The organism is Paenibacillus sp. Y412MC10 (assembly GCF_000024685.1).
GTDB classification, from domain to species: domain Bacteria; phylum Bacillota; class Bacilli; order Paenibacillales; family Paenibacillaceae; genus Paenibacillus_AQ; species Paenibacillus_AQ lautus_A.
Genome location: NC_013406.1, coordinates 3391699 through 3407836, shown reverse-complemented (window position 1 = coordinate 3407836; position 16138 = coordinate 3391699). Strand labels below are relative to the sequence as shown.

The following is a 16138-nucleotide window of genomic DNA, read 5'->3' as shown; positions in this document are numbered from 1 at the left end:
GGATTCTTTGATTCTAGATTCATTCGTTTGAATTACAATTTATCTAATCTAAGGCATTAATTAAAATGTCGTTTAATATCGTCATTAATCGATCACTTGTTCAAGTTTGTTCATGTGCCATTATAAATCATCATAATCATCGAATTTTGGTTGTTTCATTATTATTACGATTTCGCTTCACATTTTAGCGGAATTTCGCTACTGAGATATTTTTAATCTTTCGTTGGTTCTTAATCGATTTAATTTTTATTAATGCTCAATCTTATGAACTATTTAGTGCTTGCTTGTTATCATCCATTATCCTAATTTTTTATTAACCCTCCCCTCTCTACAACTTAATAATTTACCATTATATGTTATTTTATCCGCCTTGAAATATAAAAAAACCGGCCATATTCGGTCGGTTTTTCTCCCGCATGATCGGGACAATGCACGATTCACATAATATTGGAATATATTGTGCTGTTCGGCTCATATACTCATCATGATTAGCCCGTCTCTTCAAAGTCAGGGACAACGTGTAAGTCAACCACGCTTATCAAACCCATGCACCTGTGCAGTCCCCTCCTGTTTTTACTTCAGATTCGCAGACCACTTCTCGGCACGAGCCTGCAGATCATCCAGAAACTTCTGAATATCCGGCGCATTACCGGACGCTGCCTGGCTGATAAATCCATTAATGGCTGGAGCGATATCGCTCATGTAGAACGGATTGGCTTCATCCATGAGCTCCGAGTGGCCAACATCAGCGATTTCGAGTGCTTTTTTCACAAACTTATCCTCCGGAGTTACGAAATCAGCGTTTTTAAGTGTCGGGGTACTGGAGAAGTTCTCATACATGTATTTTTGCGTCATGTAACTGGTCAAGAACTTTAACACTTCCCATGATGCATCCACATCTTTGGCGTTCTTTGCCATGATGAACGGGTCAACCGCCACCCAGCCTTCGCCTTTAGGACCCATGTTCAGCACAGGTTCAAAACGGTCCAGCAGCTCCTTGTTCTGCTTCGACCGGTATTCACTCATCGTGGAGCCGCCGGTGGAATCCAGCGCGATGGCGATATTGTTTTTCTCCAACCCAAAATTCTCGGCACCCTGGGCATTCACGAATCCAGCCGGCGGCAGCTGTGCGGCTTCCTTCAGCCATTCCAGCACTTTGACCATTTCCGGAGAATTCAGGTGCCACTTGATGTTCTTGATATCCTTCAGTGATCCTTCTGCTCCTTTGGCGCCATATGCAAGGGTTAATGCAACAAAGGTAGATCCGTTTAATGAGTTGCCGCTCCAATACAAACCGAAATTGTCTTCACCGGTTTTCGGGTTTTTGCCGGTCATTTGCTTGGCTTTCTCCAGAATTTCATCCGGTCCCGGCTGTGCCGAGAGTGTTTCAACGCCCCAGTCTTCAAACAGCTTCTTATCATAAATCGTCATCCGGCGGCCAAGAACGGCAGGTATCCCAAACTGTTTGCTTCCATCCGGCGACTTGGTGCTGTAGGAATTATTCATAATGCCTTCCAGATAGATGCTTGGGTCAAACGAAGTATCTTTTGCAATCAAATCGTCCAGGTCACGCAGCAGCCCTTCCTGGTACCATTGCGATGCAAAGGCTCCCCCGGTATACAAGACATCCGCATCGCCGGAGAGCAGCATGGCCGTTTGTTTGGCTTTTACGTTCTCCCAAGGGATTTGATAAACCTCCAGTTTGATGTTCGGATACATTTTTTTGAACGTTTTATCCAAATATTCGTTGAGTCCGATGGTCGGGTTGCCTGTCAGCGCATCGATCCCGTTATCCAGCTGCCAGCCTGCCAGCGCAACGCGAACCGTTCCTTCCATATCCGATACTTTTTCAATTGTAACGCCGCCTGTCACATCTTTACCTGAACTGCCTGAACAAGCGGCCAATGTAAACACCAGCACGAATGACAGGATCAGCAGCACAGCTTTTTTCATCATGTCAACACCCCCGCATAATTTTTAGCTTTACTATCTGAATTACTGCTTGATACCGGACAGCGCAATGCTTTCGATAATATAGCGCTGCAGGAACATATAGACGACGATAACCGGAATGAGGCTCGTGGTTGTGGCCGCCATAATAATGGATGGCTGTTGGTTAATACCGTTGTTGTACGTAAACATGGCTAAACCGATCTGGATCGTGTACTTGGCAGCCGATTTCAAGATCAGCAGCGGCCACAGCATATCATTCCATACGCCTAAGAACAGCAGAATGACCATGGTGGCGATAATGGGCGTACACAGCGGCAGATAAACCCGGCTGAATACCGTAATTTCCTTAGCTCCATCCAGTACGGCCGCTTCCCTTAAACTGCTGGGCAATTGATCAAAGAACGCTTTGGCCAAAAAAGTACCGAACGCATAGTTCATGGCCGGCAAATAAAATGCCAGATAATTGTCGACCAACCCGAGTTTACTGAACAAAAGATACTGCGGAATCATGGTCATTTCGAACGGAATCATCATCGTGCTTAGCGCCAGCAGCAGTACGAAATTAGCTCCTTTGAAGCGAAGCTTGGATAAGGCATAACCGGATAATAGCGCGGACAACGAGCTGATGATAATGACCCCTGCGCTGACAAGCGTGGAATTGCCGATATATCGGAACATATTGATGTTGGTGAAAGCGGCTTCATAGGTTCGGATCGAAGGCTCCTCCGGCCATATTTTCGGCGGGAATGAAATATTTAATCGTGCGGCCCAATCGAAGCTCGTTACCAGCATCCATAAGAAAGGCACAATCATAATGAATGAACCTACCAATAGAACCAGCGTTAGCATCAGCTGTGGTAGTTTGACTCGTTTACGGTGCACCGGCTCCTTGGGCAAGGCTGAACTGCTCATAGTTACCCTCCTGTCTTCTGGAATAAGGTTCCCCCACGGATCCGAAAATGGATATTGGGATTAATCCAAGCTGTCTTTACGTCGGTTGAGCAGCATGAGGAACACGGTTAAGATGAGTATGATGACGAATAACAGATAGGATACGGCCGTAGCCAGCCCCATCTGCGAAGAGAGGAATGCATTTCGGTAAATATACAGCACCACGGTCATCAAGCTTCCCCCAGGATTACCTGCGGTTCCGCCGATTAACCATACATCCGTAAACCGCTTCATTCCGCCGATGGTTCCCATGATGAGCATGAACACAAAGATCGGACGCAAGTATGGAATCGTTATATACCACCATTTCCGGTACGTGCCTGCACCGTCGACCTCGGCAGCCTCATAGAGATCCCGCGGGACGCTTTGCAAACCGGCCAGAAAAATAATGGTGTTATACCCTAGTGCACCCCACAAGCTCATCAGCACGATACTGTAACGCGCGACTTCCGGGTTCGTGAACCAGCCGACCGGATCGATGCCGAACAATCCAATCACGAAGTTGATCAGCCCTTCCTTGGAGGGAAAAAACAAGAAGGAGAACAACAAGCTTGTAGCAACGCCAGACACGACGTTGGGCAGAAAATAGACCGCTTTGAAAAAGTTACGTCCCAGATGCCATTTCAGATTATTAATCAGGCTCGCCAGAACAAACGAAAGCGCGATCCCTAGCAATACGGACCATATCCCCATGACGAACGTATTTGTAAGCGCTTGCCAAAATAAGGAATCCTCTAACGCGTAACGATAGTTGCTCAGGCCCACCCAGTTTCCGGATAAATTGAGCCCGGATGTCTGATGAAAACTCATAAACAGTGCGGCAAACATGGGATAAATGGCAAATACGATGACGCCGATAATCAGAGGGGCGCTGAATAGATAGCCCATCCAGTCATTGCGCGTAAATCTGAACTTTCGTTTTGCCCAATTTCCATGTTCCGCAGTCCATTTCCCTTCTGGGGTGGATGACAAACCGATCCTCCTCCTTTCGTTAGTAACCGGATCCATTCCGGCAATCGGACAAGACGTTCATGTCCATTCTGTACATGGTTATGTGGATGAATCCGGATTATGTGTTATTCTTTTTTTCACAGACGTGAATGAAAGAATAACACCTTAAAGCGATTCTTTATCGGCAGTGTATGCAGCTGCCCGCTTCCGGGTGTATGCCTAGGTTGAACCCCATATCGATACGCATAAAAAAAAGCACAGCCCATTGGAGGCTGTGCTTTATATATTCAAAGGGCTTAAACTTCGATAATGATGGGCAGAATCATCGGCCTTCTCTTGGTCTCACTGTATATGAATTTGCCGACATGATCCTTCAAGGTTTGCTTGATCAGATTCCATTGGGTGGATCCGGTTTCAGTCAAATCCTTCATTGAAGACGAGACGATATCGTGGATCTGACCCATGAATTCCTCCGAATCTTTTACGAAGATAAACCCCCTGGATATAAGCTCGGGCTTGGCCACCATCTGCTTTTCCGTTTTGCTGAGCGTGGTGACGATAATGAGCATCCCGTCGGAGGACAGCTGCCTCCGGTCCCGCAAGACGATATTGCCTACGTTGCCGATCATCAATCCGTCCACCAGGCTGTTGCCTGAAGGGATTTTGGGACCTAACGATGCCATGCCCTGCTGGATTTGTATCGTATCGCCATTCTGAACGATAAACACGTTCTCATTTGGGATTCCCACGGACTCGGCCAGCTGACGATGCTGATAGAGCATTCGGAATTCACCGTGAACGGGGAGCAAATAGTCCGGTTTCATTAAGGTGAGCATCAACTTCAATTCTTCTTGGCTGCCATGTCCGGATACATGCATCCCAGAAGTCGCACCCGATCCATAGATGACTTGGGCTCCCAGCACATATAAATTATCGATGACATGAGCCAGATTCCGCTCATTACCCGGTATCGCCCCTGCAGCAATAATGACGGTATCGCCCGGCAGAATCTCGATATGGGGATGCTTGGAGTTGGCTAGCCGTGATAAGGCTGCCATAGGCTCTCCTTGGCTTCCCGTGCATAACACGGCGATTTGGTCCGGCGGATAACGCTCGCTGTCTCCAGCATCGATCAGCAAATCATCGGGCATGTTGAGATACCCGTGCTCCTTGGCCACCGCAACGACATTAACCATGCTCCGGCCGAGCAGAATCAATTTCCGTTCCGTCTCTACCGCGGCATCGATGATCTGCTGAACACGGTTGACGTTCGAAGCAAATGTGGAGATGAATACCTGCTGTTTGGCCTGGGCGAAAGCCTCCAGGATATGACCGCCAACCAGGCGTTCCGAAGGGGTAAACCCGGGTCTTTCGGCGTTTGTGCTTTCCGATAGCAGCACCTTCACGCCCTGCTTGCCGATTTCTGCCATTCGGTGCAGATCGGGATAAGGTCCCTTCACGGGAGACATGTCGAATTTAAAATCTCCCGTGTGGACGACATTGCCTTCCGGAGTTTGAAAAACGATGCCCACGCAATCCGGGATGCTGTGACTGGTCGAAAAAAAAGAGGCATGGATGGCACCCGCTTGAATGGTGGAATTCGCGTCGATCGTGTGAAGCTCGGAATTACGCAGAATACGATGCTCTTTCAGCTTGATTTTAATCAGCTCAATCGTAAGCTTCGTCCCATACACAGGGATCGGCAGCTGCCTCAGTAAATAGGGAATACCACCAATATGGTCTTCATGTCCATGAGTGACGACAAGGGCTCTGACTTTATCCGCGTTGTCCAGCAAATAGGTGAAGTCGGGGACAATCAAGTCGATGCCGGGCAGGTTTTCGTCAGGAAATTTCGAGCCGCAATCAATCACCACAATATCTTGATCGTACTGTATGAAGTACATGTTTTTGCCAATTTCATTCACCCCGCCAAGCGCGGCGACCAGCAATTTTTGTTCAGCTATATTCATGGCTAGGTTGCCTCCTTGTCTCTACTCGCCTAGGTCCATATCTTTCAATGCATGATGTTCCTCCTATATTATTGAAGTTCTCGCAAAACTTATGCACCACGGGAAACAATGGATGCGCCAGTCGTAATGCAGAGTAACGACAGAAAACCCGCCAATCTCAAACGGTATGCCATTTGTCTTTAGCGATTTCAGTTGCAGCCAGATAGGAATTCAGACCTCAGGCTTCTTTAAAAGTTGAAAAATGAAAAAGACTGCCGGATAATCGGCAGTCTTCTGAATATAGCGCAAGTCGCGTCTTACGAATGTTTCCCCTGTTGTTTAGGAGCTTTAACCGGCTTATCGTTAACGCTGACAAAGATCGGATTAGAATAAAACCACAGGTCGCTGTAATTCCGTTTATTAATTTCCGCAAAGCGCTGCTCATTGTCTTCGATGTCCGTTTTCGGATCCATGAGCGGATCGCCATGGCGGGTTTCTCCGTCAACATTCACGCCAAGGTTCGTCCCTCTTAACCGGAAATATTGGTCCTTCGTTGCTTTCGTCCGATAAGTGATCACGTTGTATCCATCCCGATCGGTTGTCCAATCCTTGCTCGTAAACCGTTTCACCACTTTGGTCGAATCGTTGGTGCTCTTGCTGTATGCCGCCGTACCTGGTTGTGCTTTACCGGTGACATCACCCGAGATCAAATCGACATGATCCACGGCTACGGAGTCGCCGTTGTTATTTTGTTTCGGACTTTTGAATCGGATCATAATTTCGATAGGATTCCCTTGTTTCACTTGAAGTTTACTCCCCATCTCGGCCTGCTTATTCCCATGGCGAACGCGAAAATCCAACGCGTTGATTAAATCGCCGTGCACGGAGAACGATTGGCCTGAACGCATGCCGTTCAGCACGCTTTGCATATCCTTTCCGTTCACCCATGTGTAATTCTTGGCGTATTGTCCCGGCCAATAACCGCTGGAGTATAAACGATTGTCACTAATCTCAAAATGAGAATCCGAGTTCGCAAAGTTCCAGAATTCGCGTCCTTCGCCGAGCAGCGCATCCCATACGCCGCCAACTTTGGCAATCATGTAATCAGCGCCGCCATAGGTTCTGTTTTCCGGCGTAGTTAAATTTAGCCCGCCACGATCCGGTTCCATCTGATTCCCGGGCATTCCTTCCAACCCGAATACAACATTCGGCGCGATGTTGTTGAAATCCCGTATGTCAGCAATCGTATATACGGTTTTTCTGGAAGGATGATTGAGCAATGCATAACTGCTGTTGGCGTAGTTTTTTTGGAGCCAGGCCAGTGCCGTTCGGGCATCTTCGGACGTCGTATAGGCCCGGTTGTCTGTTTTTTTCCAATCGGCGACTTCTTTGGGATCAAAGATCGCTTCATCTCGATCCGTGAATAGATACTCGAACTGACGGGCTGCCCTAAGGCTCGCCTCTGAACCGAATGAGCCTGCTATAATGCCGACTCCCACATGTTCGTATGTAGGCATGTCCCATTCAAAACCCGAAAAGATAATGTTGTTCTTGTATTTCCCTGCTGTCTGAAGCTGCTGGATCTTGGGAATCTGGTACAGTGCCATTCCTTGGGAGAACGGAACAGGTCCGGCGGCAAGAGGATTTCCCTCATCATCCCGTTTAGAAACTCTAAGATGGTCCGAAACGGCGATCCAATCCAAACCGTACTTTTCGAACCCGTTGTCCAACAATTCCTGTAAGGATTGACTGGCATCATCGGACTGATACGTATGCGCGTGATACTCCCCAGTCATCCATTTGCCGTTGCTTTCCGGCTTAAACTTAGACCCATCCGACTTCGCATGAACAACCATGCCTTGCGAAAGGATGGACAAGCTGAGCGCCAAAACCATGATGGTTTTCTTCTTTAGCTGCATTTCATGGCACCTCCGAGTTGATATCAATCGTAAAAACTACTTAAGTGTAAGCCTTCTTGATTAAGAGAATGTTATGAGAAATCGATACATTTGTAAGAATAGTCCTCGTTATTCTATGTCCAATAGAATAAATAAGCTGACGTCTTTGTAACTCGAAATAAGCAGCTCTTCATCCATTAGGTTACATATATTATATTATGTAAACTATCAATAAACAGAATGACTACAACCTGCATTCGTTGTAGTCATTTCGATGAGCTTCTTCTAAGATTACATTTCTTTGGATAAAGTTCGACGTACCAACTTTACCTGTCCATTCACCCCCGAAGGCAAAGCATTCTTGCCATACAAGTTCTCCAGCGTATTGGCTGCACGGATGGTAAGTTGATGGATCCCCTGTTCCACATACGGCGTTATGTTCCAATGATACGGCGGCCACAGCCGGATGCCAGCATTAGTATCATTCACATATAGGCAAGCCGTCTCCCTAATATCTTCGGCTTCCAACCACAACTCCTCGTTCGGAGCTAAGCTGACCTCCGTCAGGTCTAGCTGCTGAGAGTAATCACCCGCTCCCGCATAATAAGGATAGCCGGCAGAAACCCAAGAACCAAACATATGTTCCGAACACGCATTTAACCTTACCCCATCTTCTATTTCAAACGGCCCAATCAAATAGGCTGGGAATGAAATCGCCGGCATTGGCTCCAGCAAGGAAACCGTCAAAATCTCGAGCTCGTTCTCGCCGGCCACCAAATAGTCCGTGATATCCAGCGAGGCATAGTTTGAATCCTGCCAATCGGATGGCTTCAGCGCATTCTGCCTAACGCCATTCACGAAGATTTCAACATTGCGCCTGCGCTGCAGGAAGCCGATATGGGCCGGTATTATCTGCTTCACATCGTCCAGAATCAACTCAAGCCTCGGCAATGGATGAACATCTGGTGGATGCGAATGATCTCGGCCATTCGGTGAATGCAATTGTTCGATTAATGCCTGCGTAATGGTAAACGTTGTACGGTACGTGTTCACTTGCCCAGGCATCGTGGCGTTCATCCTGGAGTTTCGGTCATTCAGCGTGACCTGCCACTGGTCCAGTAATAAAACGTTGGGTTCAAGAGACTGAAAACGCCACTTATCTTCGAGAACGATAATATCCTCGGTTTTTTGCACCTTGCCGAACGTTTGTTCTATTTCATTAATTGAGCACTCCTCAGGTCCAACCGATAGAACTCGCAGTTCTCCAGGTGCATAGGTAAGAACGGAATCGCCTACTAACCGGCGAATGTTCCCGCTTTCCAAGTCCCACTCTTCCATAAGGTTCCCGGTTTCTCCTGCATCAAGCTTCATGGAAACGTCATGCTCCGTCCAGTTCATAAACCATACAAATACACGGTTACCGAACACACGTTCTACATAGATCAAATCCTCATATTGTCCTTCAATCAGCTTCCATCGTAAGGCAGCAGATTTCTTTAATAACCCGCTTACCGTTTCACACAAGGGCTCGAACAGATCTGGAGCCTGCTCCTTTATACGGCCTCCGGACATCTCTGGATCGGCAAGTATCCGCTTTTCTCCGGAATCGAGATGATCCTCGATCAATGTATCTTCGTGGTCCTTGTCCTCCAACGAATAAAATAAAGCATACCCTTTGCCAACGGGGCGTAAAGCCCCATGCTGAGGATTCGGGCTAAAAAGCTCATGCATTTGCTTTGCCAGCTCCGGGTCCTGGTGCACGGTCTCGCTATGCCGCGGAATTGCCCCTACGGCAACCAGCGTTCCGCCTTGCTTTACATAGGCAACCAGAAGAACGGCGATGTCTCTCGACATGACTTCCACCTCGGGCATAACCAAAACCGAATATACGTTCCCGTCACCACTGAATCGTACCCCTTCTCCATCAACAAGGGCAGCATTACGAAGCTGACATTCATCAACATAGTCATAATCAATGGAATGGCGCAGCATGCGATCCGACAAAAGCGAGAACAAGGTATCGGATGAAGGAAACCGGTTAGATTGTCCCGATGCGAACATATTTTCGTACACCGATTGAATAGGCGATAATAGAAGAACCTCCGGGGTTCGTTTTCCGCTTGCGCCGAGCAGACTCAATCGACCGAGATAGTCGGCAAAAGCACGATAATGCGGCCAATGCGGCGCATGTTTGAATTCCGTGGGAGGAAAATCGGTTTTCCGATACCCTGCAAACGAATAATAGAACGCATGCGGGATAAACAGATTAACGCCGAGGAAAGCCATGAAATTGGCATCGAGCCGCCTTTGACGCATGGAATAGCCGTGACCGCTGGCACCAAAGGCCTCGCAGATCACACGTTCTTTATTATCCAGCCCGGCTACGGAAGCCGCCGTCTTCACGGACACGATCCGGTGCGGATTCTCCTTCGTGCCGATGCCGGGCGTCAAATAATCCACGCCTGCATAGTGGAACTGCTGCAGGACGCGCGTCTGGTTGCCTTGCGACCTGGCTTGCCCCCAGACCGGCTCCTCCAGCGTATGACCGATGTACAGCAGTTCATGCCCTTCGCACCATGAGGAAACCGCTTGATGATACCCCTCCACATACCAGCGCGTAATCGTATCATAATATTGCTGTTTCGTTGCACGGCTGCCGTCTGCCATGTTATATAGCAAAGCTCCTAATCGCGGGATGAGATCATACCCGTTCTCTTGCCGGTACCGCTCACCCATTCCTTCAGACCAAGCAAAGACCATACCAGGCAGGGTAGCGCCTACATCGTGAACAGCCGTCCGGATCGCTTCCACCCCGAAGAAACCGTCGTGGATCATGAGCCCCGGCTCGTCGGTAAAAACGCCTTGTATCGTCGTTCCGAAATATTTCTGCAAGGACAGAAACGGTTCATAGGACATCCGGATGAACGCCTGGACCGCCTCCGGATTCAACGTATCCAAGTAGTACCCATTGGCAAACGTGATGCCTTCCGCAATTTCGCAGGACCAGCAGGCCAGCACGACATAAGAGTCTTCCGCATTCGGAGGCGTCCAATCCCGTCCCCATTCATGCGTGAGGTCCTCGGATTCTTCATGGAGCAGCCATTCCCCGTCAGACTCGACGGCACGATAGGCCAGAATGGCAATCAGCTCATTATTCTCATAGCGTGCAAAATCCAGCTTCAAGCTCTCTTGCCCGGAACCGCCGTAACATCTCTTTTCCTCCACTCTTAAGTAACGCATGCGAAATTCCGGATGCTGTCGCGTCAGCTTTCCGCCCACCGTCCCGCTTGGCCAATTATCCTCATCGTACAGCCAGACGACCATGTTGCGTTTTTGGCATTCCACGGTGCAGAATTCCAAAGCTTCCATAAAAGCCTGCGAGAGGTATGAGGCTTGCATTCCATGACGCGCATGCAGAACAACCCCTCCGACGCCCGCTTCAAACATCGATTGAATCTGGCTTTCCAGCTCCGCTTCCTTGAGCTCGTGATTCAGAAACCAGAAAGGCTGCGGGCGGTACGTTGCGTCCGGATTCTGGAATTGCTGCTTCAACCGCATGAGATCCATTTCGATTTCTTCCTTAACATGAAGGCTGTTCACACACATCACCTGTCTTTGTTCGAATTTGATCTGGATCCTGACATGAGTAATCGAATGAAGTATCCCCCGACGACGGAGCGATTCTGGAAGTTCATTTGCTTGCCGCTGATGGTGTCATACCAATCGGTCACCGGGACTCGAGCGGAGGTTTCATTCATGAAATCCCATAGGGGCGCGATCATGGACTCAAACCCGGCCTGCGTGGTACTCATGGCTGCACACCATACCAGCCAATCGGATTTCGTATACGTATCGCGGCTGTCCAGGGGAAGGCCGTAACGGTTCTGTAGATGCTGGTAATACTCCAGTTCCCGCTCCGCCACTGCTGTTGGAAACAGGTTGAACTCCAGCAGCCGATCCCACACCAGATTGTATTTCATGCTCCAGGAATCGCCGGCGCTGTCGAACGTAAGCTTGTAATGGTCACCGGCATCGGCCATGGACATCCATTCATTCGCCATGTTCCGTGCAGCTTCGTGATAAGCTTCCCCTTCCGGGAGGCCGAGCCGATCGCACATGTAGGAGTATGCGGCAATGCCCAAGATCGCCTTGATGGACAGATTAGCATTATGCGCCAAATGTCCGGCGAAGTCATCCGTGCACAGCTGATTGTCCGGATCGAGTCCATTCTTCAGCAAATACCCAGCCCATGCGGTAAGGGGCTCCCAGTGCTCCCTGGCAAACTCCGCATTTCCTTCATACTTGCATACCGCAGCCGCCATCAGGAGCATATTACCGCATTCCTCAATCGGCATCTGGTATTCCAGCTTGTTCTCGCCATACACTTGACCGTTGGCTTTCGGGTACGTGCCCACGTCATGGGGCGCAAAATCGAACGTCCATTCATCGCTCATCGCATACTTAAAAATCGGACGCATCATGCCCTTGATCAGTTCAGGGTTATATCTCAGGAACAATGGAATCGACGGGTAGCTGACATCGACCGTGGCAATGCACCCGTTGCTGAAATTCTCCTTGGAGAAAAACAACACGCGGCCCGCTTCGTCAGCAACCAGTTTATGCGCGGCAATCGCCTGCCGATAGGTCAGCGCCAAAATATCCCGGTACCGATTGCCCCCTGCGGCTTGGCTCTCGGTCATGAGCTCGCGGTTAAATATCTCGCATCGCTCCATGATCGTTTCATACTGATCGGCTGCCGCTAACAGCATGTCATGAAAGGTCCATCCATTTACCTTCCAATAAGCATCCAGCGGCTTGAGGAAATATTCGATCGCATGAATATCGTCATACGCAAGCATCAGATATTCGGATACCCATTCATCCCGAACAGCACCCAAATCGATTTCGGCAGCCATGACGGGAACGTGATCGGAGACGGGGCGCGGCTTCTTCGAATCATCTTGGACAGGTAATTGACCAGTCCTCACATACGACTCCCGAGTTGTGACCGAATGAATTACCGTCTGTATCCGCGATGAACGCGGCACCGCCAGCACCATATACCCCCAGTCGATTCGGGTGTCATCACCGGCAAGCTGCAGGATCGGCTGTTCGACAGTACCCATCGACATCGCATTCAATCGTCCGTCGATCACGCGGTGCTCCCAGGTCACCTTCTGATCCGGCGTATTGACGCACCATTCGCCCGTTACATCGAAGTAAATCTTAACGTCATGCGGTTGCTCATCCAACGAACGAACGTGAAAGGTTAGATAGGTGACGGGCCGGGATAACAGATCGAGATCGTCCAGCAAGAGCGGGGTGGTAAACTGAACTTGAAGTTCAATGCCTTCCCCTTGAAACGTATACCGGGTCGTTACGGGCTCAACCGTCAGATCGGTTTGCTCAAGCGCTTCAGGCTCAAGTCGTTCTGACGGCTCCTCCGTGTGGGTGATAACTTTTCCCATGAATCGTCGTGGCGCGCCATCAATGACGGCTACTCCCGTCATGCCCTGAATCTTGTTCGTCCAATGCCGGGTATGGTCGTCATATAGACGGTCCGCTGCGGACCATACGCTGAAATAAGGATCTACAGTTACCAGCGGCACGGATGGGGGTCTGAAATTCGTTGTCATCTATCGTCAACTCCTTCATGTCTTCTTTATTCTTCAGGCTGCCTGGATCTCCTTGCGATTTGGAAATATTGATTCAATAAACAGCGAAGGCTTCGCCCCCTTGGATGACAAGGTCATGCGAAGCCTTCCTAATTAACGGGCTCCCCTGATCATGGATATGATTAGTTCGGCATTTGAACGGTCACAACGTCTTTACCCTTCAGATTTTCGTTCGTGAACTGCATCGCCTTATCGTATCCGGTCTTTCGGAGCTGATCCCGCAGTTCGTTGATAATGTTCATGGCGGCTTCATCCGATTTGGCAAAAACCGCTTCCTTCCAGGCATCGCCCATCCGATCCATCGAAGGCTTCAGCATTTCCCATTCCGGCGCTTTGGTGATGACATCGCCGGGGTTGTACGCCGTAATGACCTGAATACCGTTCGGACGGAGGATTTTGCGAGCATTCTCCATCGCGTCCAGCCTTTCTTGTTCCGCCCAGATGTCTCCTCCCGCAGCGGAATTGATGCGGTCAAGTCCTGTCAGCGATTCCAGACCGATGCTGATGCCTTCGTTCTTGCGCAGCTTCATGTTGGTGTCCGTGCTGAATTTGTCAAACCATTCCTGATTCGCGACAGGCTTGCCGTCCTTCATGTCCCAGTGAACGCCCTGCACCCCGTACCTAGCCAGCATAAAGCCTTCATCGGAAGCCATGAAGTCGAGGAACTTGAGCGCAGCATCCACGCAAGCGCCTTTACAGTTCTTGGTGATCGCCGTCACATTGTTGCCTTGAATTCCGAGATCGACAGGCCTGTCCGGTTCGACGTCAGCGCGCTCCAGCGGGCCGAGCGGAATGTAGTCGCTGCCCGGATGCGAAGAGACATATTCCTTGGAAGCATCCAGTATAGCCGGGTAGTGGGCGGCCAGGATGGCGATGCGGCCTTGATTGATTTTTTCCTTGGCGATCGGGTCCGTCTGGGTAAAGGCTTCAGGATCCATCAGCCCTTCTTCAACCAGCTTTCGGTAGAACAGCGTGTATTCTTCGTAGCCCTTCGTGAAGAAGTTATGCTCAAGCGTGCCGTCGCCTTTGTCGACGTAACTCGCCCCGGAATAAAACATGGTGTTGCCGATGCCTACGGCCCAGCCGTTACTGAAACCGCCCAGCGGAAAGACCGGCTGGCCGTTCTCCTGCAGATTGGCATCCTTGATTTTTTTGAGGAAGTTATAGAAGTCGTCCTTCGTCACGACGGATTGCGGGTCTACGCCAACCTTCTCGGCGATGTCTTTGCGCACATAGAAGCCATAGAGCCAGTCCATCCCATCTTCGTTGGTCGCCGGCTGATTTTGCAGCAGCAGATACTTTTTGCCGTCGTAAGCGTTAATCGCTTTTTCATACAATGCCGGCGGGACATTTTCTTCCGCAATGGATTTGGATAAGTTCGGATAATCCTTCAATTTCTCGGAGATATCGACCAATTGTCCTTCTTTGGCCGCCTTGATGATTCCGTCCAGCTCCCCGCCCCAGGCAGGTCCGGTATAGATATCGGGCAGATCCTGGGTCGCGAAGATCTGATTGACCTTCTCCGTCTCGCTGCCCTTGGTATATTCCCACTCCAGGGTAACGCCCGTCTTCTCCTTGATGACTTCTTCGACCGGCGTCATCGCATCGGAACCGTTTGAGCCATTCCAATTGTGTAATATTTTGAGTTTGTATGAATTCTCTCCTTCTGCGCCTTCTCCGTTATCTCCGTTCCCTGATGAATTCGTGCAGCTGATCAGCAAACCTCCAACCATGATGGACACGAGCAATGCGGATACGCCTTTCGACCAAATCCTCTTCAAACCAATCGCCTCCTGGAATATGGATATCAATGATCTTGGTAAAGCTTTGGACAAATTCCGGGTCAGGATGACCTAACCTTTAACCGAACCGATCATAACCCCCTTTACGAAATATCGCTGCAGGAACGGATAAATGCACAGGATCGGGAAGACCGTGATGACAAGCAAGGCCATGCGAAGCGATTCGGGCGTCGCGCCTGCCCCGCTGGTTCCGCCCACCGTCTGACCACCCTGCTGCGCCGCGCGCTGCATCGAATTGGATAATGCTTCTGCTTCGGTCAGCATTTCTTGCAATAAGGTCTGCACCGGGATCAAATCTTTGTTGGATACGTAGTATGCGCCCGAGAACCAATCATTCCAATGGGCCACCCCGATGAAGAGGGAGATGGTTGCCAGCACCGGTCCCGAGAGCGGCAGTATGATCCGCACGAAGATTTGAAAATCGCCATAACCGTCAATGCGGGCGGATTCCTCCAGCTCCTCGGGTATGCCTTGCAGGAAGGTGCGGATGATCACGATGTGCATGAAATTGAACAGCATCGGCAGCACGTACACCCAAAAGGTATTGATCAGATGCAGCTTCTGCAGCGTAATGAAGAACGGGATGAACCCGGCGCTGAAAATCGTCGGCAAAAAGATGTAGAAAGTGAAAAAGGAACGGCCGGGCAGCGTTTTCTTGGAAAGCGCATAGGCCATGAGCGTACACAGCACCACATGCAGGAAGGTTCCGAGCACGGTGCGCATAAGCGTAATTTGGTATGCCTTCCATATGCGGGCGTTATCGAACACCTGAGCATAATTCTCCAGCGTGAATTTACGTGGAAGGAAATAGATGGCCCCCATCATCGAATCTTTGCCGTCATTCAAGGAATAAGCCAAAATGTATATGAACGGGTAGATCATGGAGAAGCCGATCAATGCGAGAAACGTGTAGTTAAACACCGAGAAGAAAGACCATTTGCGTTTCATTACGTCACCTC

The 16138-nt window shown here is 49.6% G+C and carries 9 protein-coding genes; all 9 read right to left on the bottom strand.

The genetic code is table 11. The features are described 5' to 3' along the window. Positions 1-573 precede the first annotated feature (573 nt). Entirely contained in the window at positions 574-1953 is a 1380-nt protein-coding gene (locus tag GYMC10_RS14815; protein ID WP_009592677.1) for an extracellular solute-binding protein, read from the bottom strand. A 42-nt stretch (positions 1954-1995) separates the two neighbouring features. Next, entirely contained in the window at positions 1996-2865 is an 870-nt protein-coding gene (locus tag GYMC10_RS14810; protein WP_015735226.1) for a carbohydrate ABC transporter permease, read from the bottom strand. Between the two features lie 60 nt (positions 2866-2925). Then, positions 2926-3876 (bottom strand): carbohydrate ABC transporter permease, encoded by a 951-nt coding sequence (locus GYMC10_RS14805; protein ID WP_015735225.1) that lies wholly within the window; start codon positions 3874-3876, stop codon positions 2926-2928. A gap of 275 nt (positions 3877-4151) precedes the next feature. Continuing rightward, positions 4152-5825: a ribonuclease J gene (locus tag GYMC10_RS14800; RefSeq protein ID WP_015735224.1), complete on the bottom strand. Its 1674-nt coding sequence runs from the start codon at positions 5823-5825 to the stop codon at positions 4152-4154. A gap of 296 nt (positions 5826-6121) precedes the next feature. Next, the gene (locus GYMC10_RS14795; protein WP_015735223.1) at positions 6122-7723 is read right to left on the bottom strand and encodes an S-layer protein; all 1602 of its coding nucleotides are present in this window, start codon (positions 7721-7723) and stop codon (positions 6122-6124) included. Between the two features lie 270 nt (positions 7724-7993). After that, entirely contained in the window at positions 7994-11308 is a 3315-nt protein-coding gene (locus GYMC10_RS14790; RefSeq protein WP_015735222.1) for a glycosyl hydrolase, read from the bottom strand. Beyond that, positions 11308-13338, bottom strand: a complete 2031-nt coding sequence (locus tag GYMC10_RS14785) for a glutaminase family protein (protein ID WP_015735221.1) — start codon at positions 13336-13338, stop codon at positions 11308-11310. The genes GYMC10_RS14790 and GYMC10_RS14785 overlap by 1 nt, the downstream gene beginning before the upstream one ends. Before the next feature lie 161 nt (positions 13339-13499). Further along, positions 13500-15158 (bottom strand): extracellular solute-binding protein, encoded by a 1659-nt coding sequence (locus GYMC10_RS14780; protein ID WP_015735220.1) that lies wholly within the window; start codon positions 15156-15158, stop codon positions 13500-13502. Between the two features lie 72 nt (positions 15159-15230). After that, positions 15231-16127: a carbohydrate ABC transporter permease gene (locus tag GYMC10_RS14775; RefSeq protein ID WP_015735219.1), complete on the bottom strand. Its 897-nt coding sequence runs from the start codon at positions 16125-16127 to the stop codon at positions 15231-15233. Positions 16128-16138 lie beyond the last annotated feature (11 nt).

Bases quoted from the DNA above. Each gene is read 5' to 3' on its own strand.
- GYMC10_RS14815 (WP_009592677.1), bottom strand. From the start codon at position 1,953: ATGAAAAAAGCTGTGCTGCTGATCCTGTCATTCGTGCTGGTGTTTACA.
- GYMC10_RS14810 (WP_015735226.1), bottom strand. From the start codon at position 2,865: ATGAGCAGTTCAGCCTTGCCCAAGGAGCCGGTGCACCGTAAACGAGTC.
- GYMC10_RS14800 (WP_015735224.1), bottom strand. From the start codon at position 5,825: ATGAATATAGCTGAACAAAAATTGCTGGTCGCCGCGCTTGGCGGGGTG.
- GYMC10_RS14795 (WP_015735223.1), bottom strand. From the start codon at position 7,723: ATGCAGCTAAAGAAGAAAACCATCATGGTTTTGGCGCTCAGCTTGTCC.
- GYMC10_RS14790 (WP_015735222.1), bottom strand. From the start codon at position 11,308: ATGTGTGTGAACAGCCTTCATGTTAAGGAAGAAATCGAAATGGATCTC.
- GYMC10_RS14785 (WP_015735221.1), bottom strand. From the start codon at position 13,338: ATGACAACGAATTTCAGACCCCCATCCGTGCCGCTGGTAACTGTAGAT.
- GYMC10_RS14775 (WP_015735219.1), bottom strand. From the start codon at position 16,127: ATGAAACGCAAATGGTCTTTCTTCTCGGTGTTTAACTACACGTTTCTC.